The sequence below is a fragment of the Nonomuraea sp. LP-02 genome, assembly GCF_036289125.1.
GTDB classification, from domain to species: Bacteria; Actinomycetota; Actinomycetes; order Streptosporangiales; family Streptosporangiaceae; genus Nonomuraea; species Nonomuraea bangladeshensis.
Window position 1 is genome coordinate 5,831,366 of the sequence record NZ_JAXCLK010000001.1, and the last position, 13,972, is coordinate 5,845,337.

Below are 13,972 nucleotides of genomic sequence, written 5' to 3' on the forward strand. Positions count from 1 at the left end.
ATCGCCCTCGAACACACCCGGATGTGGCCCGGCGCGGTGGCGGCGGCCCTGGTGGCTTGGCAGGAAGCGGCTCTGGTTGGGACCACTGACCAGGTCTTCGTCAGGTGCGAGTGCCATGAGTGCAGCGGTGAGGCTCCCCGCCGGCGACTTCAGCAGGCTCTCATCGGCTTGCCACCGTGGGCCAGGAGGCATCTGTATGCCTTGGTCCTGCCCCTCGACCTGTACTACCTCCGCCGTACCGGGATCATCCGGCGGCGGGTGGTGTGACGCGGCCGGAGCGCTCGGCTTTCGCGTACTGGTCCAGCAGCTTGTTGTACGTGGTGGACGGGAGTGCCGAGCCACTCCCGCGCAGGGCGTCCAGGAAGGCTCGGGTGGCCTCGGTGAGGTAGTGGGCGGGGCCCAGGACGCGCAGGCAGTCGTCGTACAGCGCGGCGAAGGCGGCGAGGCCGTCGGCCGGGGCGCGGTCGCGCCGGGCCCGCACTTCGGCCAGGCAGCCGCGGACCATCAGCGAGCCGAGATGGTCGGGGCCCCAGATCCGCAGGGCCGCCGGCAGCAGGTCCTCGTACGCGGTGACCGACCCGGCGAAGTCTTCGCTGCTCGCGAGCAACTGGGCGTAGGTGGCGCGGACGGGAAGGGTCTCGATGTGGTCGGGTGGCATGATCCGCTGGTAGTCACGCAGCAGCTCGCGGCACTCCTCGGCCGCCCCGGCCGGGTCGCCCGCCTCCGCCCGGCAGTCGAGCAGGCTGCCACGCAGGCCGAGCGTGAGCGGATGGTCGGGTCCCAGCACCCGTTCACAGTCCGCGAGCAGCTCCTGATAGACGGGGAGCATCGTGTCCGCCTCCGCGTCGCGGGCGCGGCAGTCGGCAAGGGCGCTGCGCAGCCGGAGGGTGTCCGGGTGGTCGGGGCTCAGCACGTGGCCGTGCAGGGAGATCAGGTCCTCGTACACCGCGAGGGCCCCGGCCGTGTCGCCCGCCGCGTCCAGTTTCTCGGCGAGCAGCTTACGGGCGTCCAGGGTCTCCGGATGGTGCGGGCCCAGCACCCGGACCAGGTCTCCCTGCAGGTCGCGGAGGTCGGCGACCGCCCCGGCGTAGTCTCCCGCCTCGCCACGCCAGTCGGCCAGGTCCGCGCGGATCGTCAGGGTGATGAGGTGTTCAGGACCCAGGGCCCGCCGGCAGTCGGCGAGCAGCACGGCGAACTCCTCGGCCGTCCGGCGCGGGTCACCGATCACGCCTCCGATCCTGAGGAGGAAACGGCGGGACTCCAGCACTTGGGGGTGGTCGGGGCCCCAGAGCGCGCGCAGTGCGGCCACGTTCTCCTTCAGCACCTCGGCGGCGGCGACCGGATCGCTCTCCACCAGCGCGTGCTGCCACATCAGGAGCGTGGCACGGTTGCCGATGACGAGCGGATGGTCAGGCCCGAACAGTTGCTCCAGCAGGCGGGCCGACTCGCCGATGGCGGCCGGTGCCGCGGTGGTGTCTCCCGCCTCGTCCCGCAGGAGTCCCAGGGAGTAGCGGGCCCGGGAGACGTCGATGTGGTGGGCGCCCAGGACCCGCACCGCGTCGTCGATCATCTCCTCCAGCTCCGCGGCGGCCCCGGCCGGATCTCCGGCGGCCGCGCGCCACTCGGCCAGTTCGTGCCGTACCAGCAGGGTGCGGTAGTCGTCACGGCCGAACGCCGCCAGGTGCTCGTCCAGCAGCTCCCTGAATCGCTCGCGGGCGCCGACAGGGTCGCCCGCCTCTCCCTGGAGGCGCGCGAGCTTGCCGCGGATGTTCAGGGTCATGTCGTCGAGCGGCTCAAGGTACGTCAGGCAGTCGCCGAGCAGCTCCCTGTACAGGACGGTGGCGCGCGGCGCGTCTCTCATGTCGACGTGCAGGGAGGCGATCCGGGCGCGGACCGAGAGGGTGCGGCTGTCGTGCGGGCCCCACACGCGCCGGTGGTCGACGAGCAGTTCTTCGTAGTCGGCCAGCGCACCGGCCATGTCGCCCCCACTGGCGCGGACGTCGGCGAGGTTGCCGCGGACGCCGAAGGTGGCGGAGTCGTCCGGCCCGTACAGGCGCGCGCAGTCCGCGGCCAGCTCCGAGTACGCCGCCACGGCCTCCGCGGGGGGTGCGGTGAACTTCAGGAAACCGATGGAGTTGGTCCGGCAGGCGAGGGTGCGGGGGTGGTCGGCGCCGTACTTCTGCGCGGAGGTGGCCGCGAGCTGCCGGTAGTGGTCCATCGTCGCCTGGTAGAGCCCCGCGCGGGCAAGGCTCTGGCCGGTCCGGAGCAGGACCTCGTGCACGTCGCGGTCCGACCACAGCAGGTCCTCGTCATGGGACCGCAGCGCCTCGGCGTTGGCGCGGAACCGCTGGCCGGTGGCGAAGTCGGGCTCCGTGTCCGGCCATGCCTGGAGCAGGGCGTCGGCCGCCGCCCGGACGGTCCGGGCGAGCTGTTCCGGCGGAAGCTGCTCGCGCACACTTCGCTGCACCAGCCCGTGGACCTGCACAGGCCGGCCCGGCACGCTGCTGACCAGGCTGAGCCGGTGGAGCGAGCGCACCGCCCCCTGCGCGTCGGCGGCGTCCACCTCGCTCGCGGAGCCGCGGCCGGCGAGGAGGTCCCGCGCTGCGGTGCTGGCGAACAGCTCGGGCGGGATGCCGTCCGGGCTGAGCACGCTGGCCAGCTCCAGCGCGGGGCGCGCCAGGCCGACGGGGTTGAGCTGGTCGGCCAGCTCGACCGAGAGGGACCAGGCCGCCGCGACGGTCACCCGCTGCTGGTCGGGCAGGGCTCCGCTCTCCGGCAGCAGGCCGTCCAGGCGGCGTGACCGGTCGGCGAGCCGGGCCCGGTAGGCGCGGCAGCTCATGTCCTGGTCCAGCATGTACGCGCACGCCTGCGCGAGCGCCAACGGCAGCCGGCCGAGAGCGGCGGCGAGCTCGGCGGCCCCGTCGAGCATCCGGGGGTCCTCGCCGAGCCGATGGGCCAGATAGGACGCGGCCTGCCGTTCGCTGAACGGCCCGAGCTCCACCAGCCTGCGGCCCTGGCTGGCGAGCGCCGCGTCCCGGCGGCGGGTGGTGACCAGGGTCGCGCTCCCGGCCCGCGCCGGGGGCCACAGGTCGCGCATGTCCGCGGGGGCGCTCACATCGTCCAGCACCACCATCCAGCGGCGCTCGGTGCGCCCCAGCCAGGCCACGAAACGGGCCGCCGCCTGGTCGGCGTCGGCCACTTCGCCGGGGCAGACATCGGCGGCGGCCTCGGCGTACGCCGCGACGACGGCCTGGCGGGTGGTCGCCGGTATCCACACCAGCAGGTCGACCGCGCCGCCGGCCTGGGCGGTACGGGCCAGGTGCGCGGCCCACTGGGTCTTGCCGACCCCGCCCAGCCCGGTCAGTACGAGCGCCGCGTCGGGTGTCTCCCCGTCCGCCGGGCCGAAGGAGATCAAGGGAACCTCCGCGCCCCGGGTGTGGAACCCCTCGGCGGGCTGCGGCACGGCCCCGACCTGGTGCGGCCACCGTACCGGTTCCTGTTGTCCGTGCAGATGCACGTTGATGAACTGGTCGCGAGCGGCCTGGATCACGCGGGCGTGTCCGGAGGCGGTGGCCTCCAGCCGGATCTGCGGGGGCTCGTCCGGCCGGGCCGGGGGCGAGGTCACCGCTCGTGGATGGTCTGGTCGCGGCCGGCCTGGTAGACGCGGCCGTGCCCGCTCGCGGTCGCCTTCATCACCAGCGAGCCGATCCGTTCCTGGTCGGCCGGCTCCAGCGCCGGGGTGAGCACCTCGTCCAGCACCCGCCGCACCTCGCCCGCCAGCGACGGGTCGGCGCGCAGCAGTTGCTGCAGCCGGACCTGCCAGGACCCGGCCAGCGCCTGCTCGGTGTCGGCGTCGCCCTCCCCGCGGGCCTGCAGCACCTGCTCGCGTACCTCGGTCAGCTCGGCCTCGACCACTTCGGCCTGCTCGGGCCGGGCCCGGCGCCACAACGCCACCGCGCCGTCACGAGCCGACTGCCAGGCGTCGGTGGCCATGGCCGTCACCAGCGCGGTGCCGGCGGCCAGGACGATCGGATCCATGTGAACCCCTCTCGCACCGGAGGAACAGTCCCTCAGGGTAAAGGGAACCGCACGAACGGGCGAGAGGCAGCACGAGTACGAAAAAAGCTACCGGTTCACAGTTGCTCGCCGAGCTTGAAGCCTTGCTCGACGTCACCCTTGCGGGTGTAGGAGAAGCCGTCCGCGCCGACGGTCACCTCCATCTCCTTGGCGTGCGTGCGCTCGACGAGCGGCACCGGGTCGCCGTCCAGGTCGAGCACCGCGGAGGCGTCGGTGTACCAGCTCGGGACGACCGGGTTGCCCCACCAGTCGCGGCGCTGGTTGTCGTGGACGTCCCACGTCACGAGCGGGTTGTCGGGGTCGCCGGTCCAGTAGTCCTGCGTGTAGATCTCCACGCGGTGACCGTCGGGGTCGAGGATGTAGAGGTAGAACGCGTTCGAGACTCCGTGGCGGCCCGGCCCGCGCTCGATCCGGTCGGAGACCCGCAGGGCGCCCATCTTGTCGCAGATCGCCAGGATGTTGTGCTTCTCGTGGGCCGCGAAGGCGACGTGGTGCAGGCGCGGGCCGTCGCCGCCGGTCATCGCGGTGTCGTGGACGCTCGGCTTGCGGCGCATCCACGCGGCGTAGACGGTGCCCTCGGCGTCCTCGATGTCCTCGGTCACCCGGAAGCCGAGGTCCACCATGTGCTTCGCGGCGCGCGGGACGTCCGGCACGACCTGGTTGAAGTGGTCGAGCCGGGCCAGCGCACCCGACGGCTGCAGGTCGTAGCGCCAGGTGAGGCGCTCGACGTGCTCGACCTCGTAGAAGTACTCGATCGGGAAGCCGAGCGGGTCCTGGACGCGGACCGCGTCGCCGATGCCCCTGACGAAGCCCTCCTTGCGGCGTTCGACGCGGCAGCCGAGCTCGGTGTAGAACGCGACCGCGTGGTCGAGCTCCTCAGGGGAGCGGACCCGGTACGCCAGCGCGGCCACGGCGGGCACCGGCCCCTGACGCAGGACCAGGTTGTGGTGGATGAACTCCTCGAACGTCCGCAGGTAGATCTCGTTCTCGGTCTCCTCGGTGACGACGAGACCGAGCAGGTCGACGTAGAACTCACGCGACTTCTGCAGGTCGGTGACGACCAGCTCCAGGTACGCGCACCGCACGATGTCGGGCGCCGGAGCCTTGGGGGTGGGGATGTCGGTGGTCACGGTGCTTGCCTCTCTCATTTCTGCGTGCTGAACGATGTGGCCGCCTCGGGGCCCCGGCCGAACCGCGGGGAGTGGGCGTCGTTCAGGGTGATGTGGACCGCCTGCTGGTCGGTGTAGAAGTCGATGGACCGGTAGCCGCCCTCGTGGCCGAGACCGGACGCCTTCACGCCGCCGAACGGGGTGCGCAGGTCGCGCACGTTGTTCGAGTTGAGCCACACCATGCCCGCGTCGATGCTCTGCGCGAACGTGTGGGCGCGCTTGAGATCGTTCGTCCAGACGTACGCCGCGAGGCCGTACTTGACCCCGTTGGCGAGCCGGAGCGCCTCCTCCTCGCTGTCGAACGGCGTCAGCGCGACAACCGGGCCGAAGATCTCCTCCTGGAAGATCCGGGCGTCCGGCCGGACGTCGGCGAAGACGGTCGGGGCGACGTAGTTGCCCTCGGGCAGCCCCTCGGGGCGGCCACCGCCCGCGACGAGACGGGCCTCCTCCTTGCCGAGCTCGATGTAGCTCATGACCTTGCCGAAGTGCTCGGGGTGGACGAGCGCGCCGACCTCGGTCGCGGGGTCGTGCGGGTCGCCGACGACGATGTTGCGGGCGCGCTCGGCATAACGCGCCACGAACTCGTCGTAGATGGAACGCTCCACGAGGACGCGGCTGCCGGCCGTGCACCGTTCGCCGTTGAGCGAGAACACCCCGAACACGGTCGCGTCCAGTGCCGCTTCCAGGTCCGCGTCGGCGAAGACCACGGCCGGCGACTTGCCGCCGAGCTCCATGGAGAGCCCCTTGAGGTACGGCGCCGCGTTGCCGAAGATGATCTGCCCGGTGCCGCTCTCCCCGGTGAACGAGATCAGCGGCACGTTGGGATGCTTCACCAGCGCGTCCCCGGCGTCCTCACCGAACCCGTTGACCAGATTGAAGACGCCGTCGGGCAGGCCCGCCTCGCGGAAGATCTCCGCCCAGAGCGAGGCCGACAGCGGGGTGAACTCGGCGGGCTTGAGCACGACGGTGTTGCCGGTGGCCAGCGCCGGGGCGAGTTTCCACGACTCCAGCATGAAGGGGGTGTTCCACGGCGTGATGAGGCCCGCGACGCCTTTGGGCTTGCGGTTCACGTAGTTCACCTGGCGGCCGGGCACCTTGTAGGTGTCGTCGCGCTGGGCGACGATCAGGTCCGCGAAGAACCGGAAGTTCTCGGCGGCGCGCTGGGCCTGGCCGAGCGCCTGCGTGATCGGCAGGCCCGTGTCCCACGTCTCCAGCTCGGCGAGCCGCTTGTCCTCGGCCTCGACCAGGTCGGCCACCCGGTGCAGGATCCGCGCGCGCCGGCGGGGCGGCAGCGTCGGCCAGGGCCCGTCGAAGGCCCGCCGCGCGGCGGCCACCGCGCGGTCGATGTCGGCCTTCTTGCCGGCCGCCGCCTCGATGTAGACCTGGTCGGTGGCGGGGTTGAGCACCTCGAAGGTGTCGCCGTCGACGCTGTCGACGAACGTCCCGTCGATGAAGTGCCGGATACGGTCCGGCAGCCCCTCGGGGGCTTGTCTCATGGCTTCTCCTGGGTCGGGGTGAGGTCGGTGGATCGGCGGTCGGCCTGGTAGGCCAGCACCGCGTTCAGGGTGCCGAGCCGGTGGTCTCGGGCCGCGAGTTCGACGGTCAGCGGCGTCTCGCCGGCCTCGATCAGCCGCAGCAGCGCCTCGTGCTCGTCCACGGACTCGTGCGCCCGGCCGGGTACGAACCCGAAGACGGACTCACGCAGCACCGTGAGCCGCTTCCAGCCGCGGTGGACCAGATCGACGAGGTGCGGGTTGGGGCACTCCTCGAAGAGCACCGCGTGGAAGTCGCGGTTGAGCTCGGTGAACCGGCGCGGGTCCAGGCTCTTCAGCGACTCGCCCAGCCGGTCGTTGATCGCGCGCGCCCGGGTGATGTGGTCGCCGCCGATCCGGGGCGCCGACAGCGCGGTCGCGGCTCCCTCCACGAGGGCGAGCGTCTGCATCGTGTGCAGGTACTCCTGCTCGTGCATGAAGGCGACCTGGGCCCCGATGTTGCGCTCGAAGGTCACCAGGCCCTCCGCTTCGAGCAGGCGGATCGCCTCCCGCACCGGGACCGGGCTGACTCCGGTACGCCGCGCGATGGCGTCGAGGACCAGGCGGTGGCCGGGCTGGAACTCGCCGTTCTCGATGCGTTCGCGGATCCAGGCGTAGACGATCTGGGACTTGCTGCGGGTCACCGGCGCTCCTCCAGGTATCGCCGGCGCCACTCGCCGCTGAGCGGGAAGAGACCGTCGACGGGATGGCCCTCCGCCACCCGCTCCGCGACCCACGCGTCCTCCGCCTCCTGGGCGGCGGCCGCGTCGGCGACCTGCGCGACGAGCTGCCGTGGGATGACGACCACTCCGTCGTCGTCGCCGACGACGACGTCACCGGGCAGCACGGCCGCGCCTCCGCAGGTGATGGCGGTGTCGGTCTCCCACGGGACGTGCCGCCGGCCGAGCACGGAAGGGTGGACGCCCTGGGCAAAGGCCGGGATGCCGATGGCGGCGACGGCGGCCGAGTCACGCGCGGCCCCGTCCGTGACGATCCCGGCCGCTCCCAGCACCTTCGCGCGCAGCGCGAGGACGTCGCCGACGGTGCCGGCGCTCGCGTCGCCGCGCGCCTCGATCACCAGCACCTCGCCCTCGGCGAGCGAGTCGAAGGCCCGCTTCTGGGCGTTGTAGCCGCCGCCGTGCGACTCGAACAGGTCGGGCCGGTGCGCGACGAAGCGCAGGGTCCGGGCGATCCCGATCATCTTCGTGCCGGGGACCAGCGGGTGGACGCCGTCGATGGAGGAGTGCGGATGGCCCAGCTTGCGGAGTTGCGCGCTGATCGTCGCCACGGCGGCCGACGCGAGCTTCTCGCGCAGCTCCTCGCTCAGGACGTTTGGCGTGACCCCCGCCGACTCGGCGTCGCCCCACGCCTCGATCCGCTGCCGGTCGTCGACCCGGGGCTGGGCGCCGTACGCGGCGAACGGCGTCGTCCCCTCCACCACCCTGGTGACCAGGCGCCCGGTGCTGGGGGCGCCGGGTGCCGTCGGCGCGTCCACCTCGACCTCGACCACGTCGCCAGGGGCCGCGACGGAGGAGCCGGCCGGCGTGCCGGTCAGGATGACGTCGCCGGGCTCAAGGGTGATCAGCTGGGAGAGGTCTGCCACGAGCGTGCCGAACGGGAAGGCCAGGTCCGCGGTCGTGTCGTCCTGCTTGAGGACCCCGTTGACCCAGGTGCGCACGCGCAGCGCCGCCGGGTCCACCGACGCCGCCGGGATCACCTCCGGACCCAGCGGGGTGAACCCGTCTCCGCCCTTGTTGCGCAGGTTCGAGCCCTTGTCCACGTGGCGGAGGTCGTAGACGCCCCAGTCGTTGGCGGCGGTGATCCCCGAGATCGACGCCCACCCCTCCTCGGGCGTGGCCCGGCGGGTCCGGGTGCCCACGATCAGCGCGATCTCGCCCTCGTACGCCAGCAGCTCCGTGCCGGCCGGACGTTCGATGACGTCGCCGCTCGCGGCCATCGACGAGGCCGGCTTGAGGAAGAACGACGGAAACTCCGGGACGCGCCCGCGCTGCGCGATGCGGGACGGGTAGTTGAGGTGCAGCGCGATGATCTTGCCGGGCCTCGGGAGCGCGCTCACGTGACCTCCTCGATGAACTCGGCGGCGAGCCTCTCGCTCCCGCGGGCGAGCAGTTGGACGTCGGCGCCGACGAGGACGAAGTCGGCACCGGCGGCCAGGTAGCGCCGGGCGAGCGCCGGCGCGAAGGCGTTGAGCCCGGCCTTGACGCCGGCCGCCTCGGCCGCCCGGAGGCAGTGCTCGACCGCGGCGATCACCTCGGGGTGGTCCTGCTCTCCGAGCACGCCCATCGAGGCCGCCAGGTCGGCCGGCCCCACGAAGACGCCGTCCACGCCGGGCGTGGAGACGATGGCCTCGACGTTCTCCACCGCCTCCGCGGACTCGATCTGGACGAAGAGCGAGATGGTCGTACGGGCCGTGCGCAGATAGTCGGGCACCCGGTTCCAGCGGGACGCGCGCGCCAGGGCGCTGCCCACTCCCCTGACCCCGTGCGGCGGGTACTCCACCGCGCGCACCATCTCCGCGGCCTGCTCAGCGGTGTCGACCATCGGGATCAGCAGGTTCTGCACGCCCAGGTCGAGGTATTGCTTGATGACGACGGGGTCGCCGACCGGCGGACGGACCATCGGGGTCACCGGGTAGCCGTGGACGGCCTGCAGCTGGGCGAGCAGGGACTCGGGGCCGTTGGGGCTGTGTTCGGCGTCGATCAGCAGCCAGTCGAGCCCGCTGCCGGCGCAGATCTCGGCGACCAGCGGGCTGCCGCTGCACACCCACATGCCGATCAACGGCCGGCGGGCCGCGGCGAGGGCGTCGCGGAAGGTGGGCGCTACGCGAAGCGACACGTGATCGCTCCCAGGTCGCCGTAGTCCGCGTGGACCGTGTCGCCGCGCTCCACCCACATCGGGCGGGTGAACGAACCCGACAAGATGATCTCCCCGGCTCCGAGCGACGTCCCGTGCTGGGCGAGCTTGTCGGCGAGCCAGGCCACGCCCGCGGCCGGGTGGTTGAGCACGCCCGCGGCGACCCCGGTCTCCTCGATGGTCTCGTTCCTGTAGAGCAGGGCGCTCACCCGGCGCAGGTCCACCGCGTCGGCCGCGACGGGGCGTCCGCCGACGACCATGACGCCCATGGCCGCGTTGTCGCTGATCGTGTCGACGACGGTCCGGCCCTGCAGCTCGATGTGCGAGTTGAGGATCTCCAGGGCCGGGACGACGTACTTGGTGGCGTCGAGGACGTCGAACAGGGTGCAGGCCGGGCCGGTGAGCGGCTTGTCCAGCACGAAGGCCAGCTCGACCTCGACCCGTACGTTGGAGAAGTCGTCGTACGGGAGGACGACGCCGTTCTCGAAGACCATGTCGTCGAAGATCACGCCGTAGTCGGGCTCGGTGATCCCGGTGGCGGCCTGCATGGCCTTCGAGGTCAGCCCGATCTTGTGGCCGACGATCCGGTGGCCCGCCTCGACCCGGCGCTCGGCCCACAGGGCCTGGACGGCGTAGGCGTCCTCGATGTCCATCCCGGGGTGGCGGGCGGTCAGGAGCGGTACGACGCGCCGCTCTCGGTCGGCGGCGAGCAGGTCGTCGACGATCCGCTCGATCTCTTCTCTCTGAAGCACCGGCTTCACTCTCCGTTCGCGGTCGATCGCGACGAGACCATATACGATTTCGCCCCCCTATGGAACCTATTAAACATGTTTAATATGCGCTATCGTCTCTCGCTACTTGCAGGAGGGGAGCCGCTTGATGACCGCGACGCAACTCGCCCGGCCGCTGGACACCCGGGCCGAGGCGCCGTACCTGACGCTTCGCGTCGTGACCCTGCACTGGGAGGCGACCGGAATCGTCTCCGTCGTGCTGGGCGCGGACGACGGCGCGGCCCTGCCCACCTGGACGCCGGGCGCGCACCTCGACGTCGAACTGGCGCCGGGCCTGATCCGGCAGTACTCACTCAGTGGCGATCCCGAGAACGGCTCGGCCTACCGGATCACCGTCGCGCTCCAGCAGGACGGCCGTGGCGGGTCGAAGCACGTGCACGAGCGGCTGCGGATCGGCGAGCTGCTCAAGGTGAGCGCGCCGCGCAGCACCTTCCCCTTCGTCGACGCCCCCGGCTACGTCTTCCTGGCGGGCGGCATCGGCGTCACTCCGCTGCTCCCGATGATGCGGCGGGCCACCGCCGAGGGAAAGCCCTGGGTCCTGCACCTCGCCGCCCGTTCGCGCCGGGCCGTTCCGTTCCGCGACGAGCTCGGCGGCGGCACCGGGACCGTCCGGCTGTGCGTCTCGGACGAGGGACAGCGCCTCGACCTGCGCGACGCCGTGGCGACCGCGCACCCGTCGGCCGCGGTCTACTGCTGCGGCCCCGAACGCATGCTGACCGAGGTGGAGCAGCACGCCCGCGACCTCGGGCGCGAGGTCAGAGTCGAGCGCTTCCAGGCCAAGGCGCTGAGCGTGCCCACCCGCCAGGGGGCCTTCGTGGTGCGGTGCGCGCGCTCGCAGCAGGCCGTCACGGTCGAGCCCGAGCAGTCGATCCTCGACGCACTCACGACCGCCGGCGTCGAGGTCCCGTCCTCCTGCCGCGAGGGCGTCTGCGGCACCTGCGAGCTGGCCGTGCTCAGCGGCGCGGTCGAGCACCGCGACTCGATCCTCACCGACGCCGAGAAGCAGGCGAACGAAACGATGCTGGTCTGCGTCTCGCGGGCCCTGACAGAGGAGCTGGAACTCGATGTCTGATGCGCTGACGACCCCCACCGCCGACACGGGAACCGCCTATGGGCTGAGACTCGGCGGGCCGCTGAACGATCTCGCCCAGGTCGGTCCCGGCACGCCCTTCGGAGAGGTGCTGCGCCGCTACTGGCAGCCGATCTCGAAGGTGGAGCAGGTCACCACCACCCCGCGCCGGGTCAAGGTGCTGGGCGAGGAGCTCATCCTCTTCCGCACCGGCCGCGGCGTGCCCTCCCTGCTGCATCCGCGCTGCATCCACCGCGGCGCCTCGCTGTACTACGGCGGGGTGGAGGAGGACGGCATCCGCTGCTGCTACCACGGCTGGCTCTTCGACCCGCAGGGCCACTGCCTGGAGCAGCCGTGCGAGCCCGACCTCGGCCGCCACCGCGACAAGGTCCGTCAGCCCTGGTACCCCGTGCAGGAGCGGTACGGACTGCTGTGGGCCTACCTGGGGCCCGCGGACAAGAAGCCCGTCCTGCCGCGCTACGACGTCTTCGAGGACATCCCCGAGGGCCGGCACCTCATCGTCAACGACGCGGGCGTGGGCGGCGGCGGGCCGGAGGTGCTGGACTTCAACTGGCTGCAGCACTGGGAGAACGTGATGGACCCCTTCCACGTGCCGATCCTGCACGCCCGGTTCAGCGGCGAGCAGTTCACCCCGGAGATGGGCGTGATCCCCGAGGTCACGTTCGAGTACACCCCGGTCGGGGTCAGCTCCACCCAGATCAGGGTGCTCGACGGCAGGAGGGCGCTGCGCCGGCGGACCGAGGTCATGTTCCCCAACCTCCGTGTCGTGCCCAGCCCCCGGCTCACACCCGGCCAGACCAACCTCATCGGGTGGGTGGTGCCCGAGGACGACACCACGTTCCGCATCTTCACCCTCGCGGTTCACGAGGACCCCGACTTCCTGGGCAAGCTCCGCTCCACCTTCGGCGGCAAGCGGTGGGCCGAGCTCACCGAGGAGGAGCACCGGCGCATGCCCGGCGACTACGAGGCGCAGAAGAGCCAGGGGCCGATCTCGCTGCACTCCGAGGACCACCTCACCACCACCGACCAGGGCGTGGCCATGCTGCGCCGGCTGATGGCCAAGCAGGTCCGCGCCGTCGCCGCCGGTCAGGACCCGATCGGCGTGATCCGCGACCCCGCCGACGAGGTCGTCACCATCACCGGCGGCAACTTCTTCCTCGACGAGGAGGAAGCGGTGGCGGAAGGGCTCGTCGATGCCTAGCTCCGTCGCGCTGCTGGCGAAGTACACGCCGGCGGCCGTCGCCTCCGACGCGCCGCTGGCCGTGCTCGGCGTGGACGGCGTCGTCGTCCTCGAAGGCGAGGCGCGCGTCCCCGCCCGGCTGGTGCGTCTCTCCGCGCGCGGGAAGTGGACGCGCGACCTGCGGGTGCCCGAGGGCACCCGCGAGGCCGTCGCCCACCTCGCGAGCCGCTACAGCATCGTCTGGGCCTCGGAGTGGGGGCCGAACGCGCACGTCGCGCTGGCCGGCGTCCTCGGGCTGCCCGCCACGCCGTGGCCCTACCTGCCGGTGCAGTTCGACAAGCTGGCCGCCATCCGGCAGTACGCCGGCGACCGGCCCTGGGTGTGGATCGACGACCCGGTCGTGGACCTGGCCCCGCTGCCCGACGACCCCGGCGGCGTCGTCGTCCGGGTCGACCCGGAACGGGGCCTGGCAGGACTCGACCTGGCCGCCATCGATCAGGCGGTCTCAGCTCACGGAGCCTCGACGACCAGGAAGTCGTCGTAGACGGTCTGGTGACGCCGGACGGCATCCGCCGTGGCGGCCCGGTCGCCCGAGATGATGGCCCCGACCAGCTCCTCATGGATCTCCAGCCGGACCCGGGAGTTGGGCGGGATGCCGTCGTCGGCGACGTAGAAGTCGTCGTGCGACTCGACGTAGGCCAGCAGGCTGAGATAGACCGTCTTCAGCACCGGGTTGGGGACGATCTCCGCGATCCGGCGGTGCAGCCGCCAGTTGGCGCGCAGCCCGGCGACCCGGTCGCTCCAGGTCGCCCGGAGCTCTTCGAGCAGCCGGCCGAGATCTTCGACGTCGGCCTCGGAACGGTGCTCCGCCGCCGCCTGCGCGACGGCGGGCTCCAGGGCGTCGATCACGCGTACGCAGTCGATCGCGGTGCTCGTCACGTCCTGGAGGTTGAGGAACCCGTTGCCGATCACGGCCTGCGCCGTGGGCTGGGCGACGAAGACGCCGCCCTGGGGGCCGGTGCGCGTCGTGATCAGGCCCTTGGCCTCAAGGACGCGCACCGCCTCGGCGACGGTCGCCGGCGCCACGCCGTATTTGCCGGCCAGCTCGGTGCGGGTGCCGAGCCTGCTGCCGACGCGGAGCCGCCCTTCGACGATGCCGTCCTCGATCTCGGAGGCGACGGCGTCGACGGCCGAGCGCCGGCGGGGAACAGCTCGTGCGACAGACATGGTGCCTCCAGTATCTCAGGCCGGCGGCACCC

12 protein-coding genes are annotated in these 13,972 nt (G+C 72.0%); 3 read left to right on the forward strand and 9 right to left on the reverse strand.

The genetic code is table 11. The annotated features are described in order from the left end of the window. Window positions 1-244: 244 nt before the first annotated feature. The 8 genes from SMD20_RS27355 to hpaH form a co-directional block, all read right to left on the reverse strand. On the reverse strand, window positions 245-3,625 hold the full coding sequence (locus SMD20_RS27355; RefSeq protein ID WP_329586386.1) for a tetratricopeptide repeat protein: 3,381 nt from the start codon (window positions 3,623-3,625) through the stop codon (window positions 245-247). Continuing rightward, on the reverse strand, window positions 3,622-4,038 hold the full coding sequence (locus tag SMD20_RS27360) for a hypothetical protein (protein ID WP_329586389.1): 417 nt from the start codon (window positions 4,036-4,038) through the stop codon (window positions 3,622-3,624). Before SMD20_RS27360 ends, SMD20_RS27355 begins: the two co-directional genes overlap by 4 nt. A 95-nt stretch (window positions 4,039-4,133) precedes the next feature. Continuing rightward, window positions 4,134-5,207, reverse strand: a complete 1,074-nt coding sequence (gene hpaD / locus SMD20_RS27365; protein ID WP_329586391.1) for a 3,4-dihydroxyphenylacetate 2,3-dioxygenase — start codon at window positions 5,205-5,207, stop codon at window positions 4,134-4,136. 14 nt (window positions 5,208-5,221) lie between these two features. After that, a complete protein-coding gene (hpaE, locus tag SMD20_RS27370; RefSeq protein WP_329586393.1) occupies window positions 5,222-6,742 on the reverse strand; it encodes a 5-carboxymethyl-2-hydroxymuconate semialdehyde dehydrogenase in 1,521 nt (506 codons plus the stop codon). Beyond that, the gene (locus SMD20_RS27375) at window positions 6,739-7,422 is read right to left on the reverse strand and encodes a GntR family transcriptional regulator (protein ID WP_329586396.1); all 684 of its coding nucleotides are present in this window, start codon (window positions 7,420-7,422) and stop codon (window positions 6,739-6,741) included. Before SMD20_RS27375 ends, hpaE begins: the two co-directional genes overlap by 4 nt. Beyond that, on the reverse strand, window positions 7,419-8,855 hold the full coding sequence (locus tag SMD20_RS27380) for a fumarylacetoacetate hydrolase family protein (RefSeq protein ID WP_329586398.1): 1,437 nt from the start codon (window positions 8,853-8,855) through the stop codon (window positions 7,419-7,421). Before SMD20_RS27380 ends, SMD20_RS27375 begins: the two co-directional genes overlap by 4 nt. Further along, window positions 8,852-9,634, reverse strand: a complete 783-nt coding sequence (locus SMD20_RS27385; protein WP_329586400.1) for an HpcH/HpaI aldolase family protein — start codon at window positions 9,632-9,634, stop codon at window positions 8,852-8,854. Before SMD20_RS27385 ends, SMD20_RS27380 begins: the two co-directional genes overlap by 4 nt. Beyond that, window positions 9,619-10,404, reverse strand: coding sequence for a 2-oxo-hept-4-ene-1,7-dioate hydratase (hpaH, locus tag SMD20_RS27390; protein ID WP_329586403.1), 786 nt, complete (start codon window positions 10,402-10,404; stop codon window positions 9,619-9,621). Before hpaH ends, SMD20_RS27385 begins: the two co-directional genes overlap by 16 nt. Before the next feature lie 127 nt (window positions 10,405-10,531). Here hpaH and SMD20_RS27395 point away from each other — a divergent pair, with 127 nt between their 5' ends. From SMD20_RS27395 to SMD20_RS27405, 3 genes are read left to right on the forward strand one after another with little or no spacing between them, the layout of a single operon-like run. Then, a complete protein-coding gene (locus SMD20_RS27395; protein WP_329586405.1) occupies window positions 10,532-11,515 on the forward strand; it encodes a PDR/VanB family oxidoreductase in 984 nt (327 codons plus the stop codon). Next, entirely contained in the window at window positions 11,508-12,734 is a 1,227-nt protein-coding gene (locus SMD20_RS27400; RefSeq protein WP_329586407.1) for an aromatic ring-hydroxylating dioxygenase subunit alpha, read from the forward strand. Before SMD20_RS27395 ends, SMD20_RS27400 begins: the two co-directional genes overlap by 8 nt. Next, the gene (locus SMD20_RS27405) at window positions 12,727-13,257 is read left to right on the forward strand and encodes a hypothetical protein (protein WP_329586409.1); all 531 of its coding nucleotides are present in this window, start codon (window positions 12,727-12,729) and stop codon (window positions 13,255-13,257) included. Before SMD20_RS27400 ends, SMD20_RS27405 begins: the two co-directional genes overlap by 8 nt. Here SMD20_RS27405 and SMD20_RS27410 read toward each other — a convergent pair. Next, window positions 13,224-13,940, reverse strand: a complete 717-nt coding sequence (locus SMD20_RS27410) for a FadR/GntR family transcriptional regulator (protein WP_329586411.1) — start codon at window positions 13,938-13,940, stop codon at window positions 13,224-13,226. The genes SMD20_RS27405 and SMD20_RS27410 overlap by 34 nt on opposite strands. Between the last annotated feature and the right edge of the window lie 32 nt (window positions 13,941-13,972).

Coding starts and splice junctions, on each gene's coding strand:
- SMD20_RS27360 (WP_329586389.1), bottom strand. CDS start 4,038: ATGGATCCGATCGTCCTGGCCGCCGGCACCGCGCTGGTGACGGCCATG.
- hpaE (WP_329586393.1), bottom strand. CDS start 6,742: ATGAGACAAGCCCCCGAGGGGCTGCCGGACCGTATCCGGCACTTCATC.
- SMD20_RS27395 (WP_329586405.1), top strand. CDS start 10,532: ATGACCGCGACGCAACTCGCCCGGCCGCTGGACACCCGGGCCGAGGCG.
- SMD20_RS27400 (WP_329586407.1), top strand. CDS start 11,508: ATGTCTGATGCGCTGACGACCCCCACCGCCGACACGGGAACCGCCTAT.
- SMD20_RS27405 (WP_329586409.1), top strand. CDS start 12,727: ATGCCTAGCTCCGTCGCGCTGCTGGCGAAGTACACGCCGGCGGCCGTC.
- SMD20_RS27410 (WP_329586411.1), bottom strand. CDS start 13,940: ATGTCTGTCGCACGAGCTGTTCCCCGCCGGCGCTCGGCCGTCGACGCC.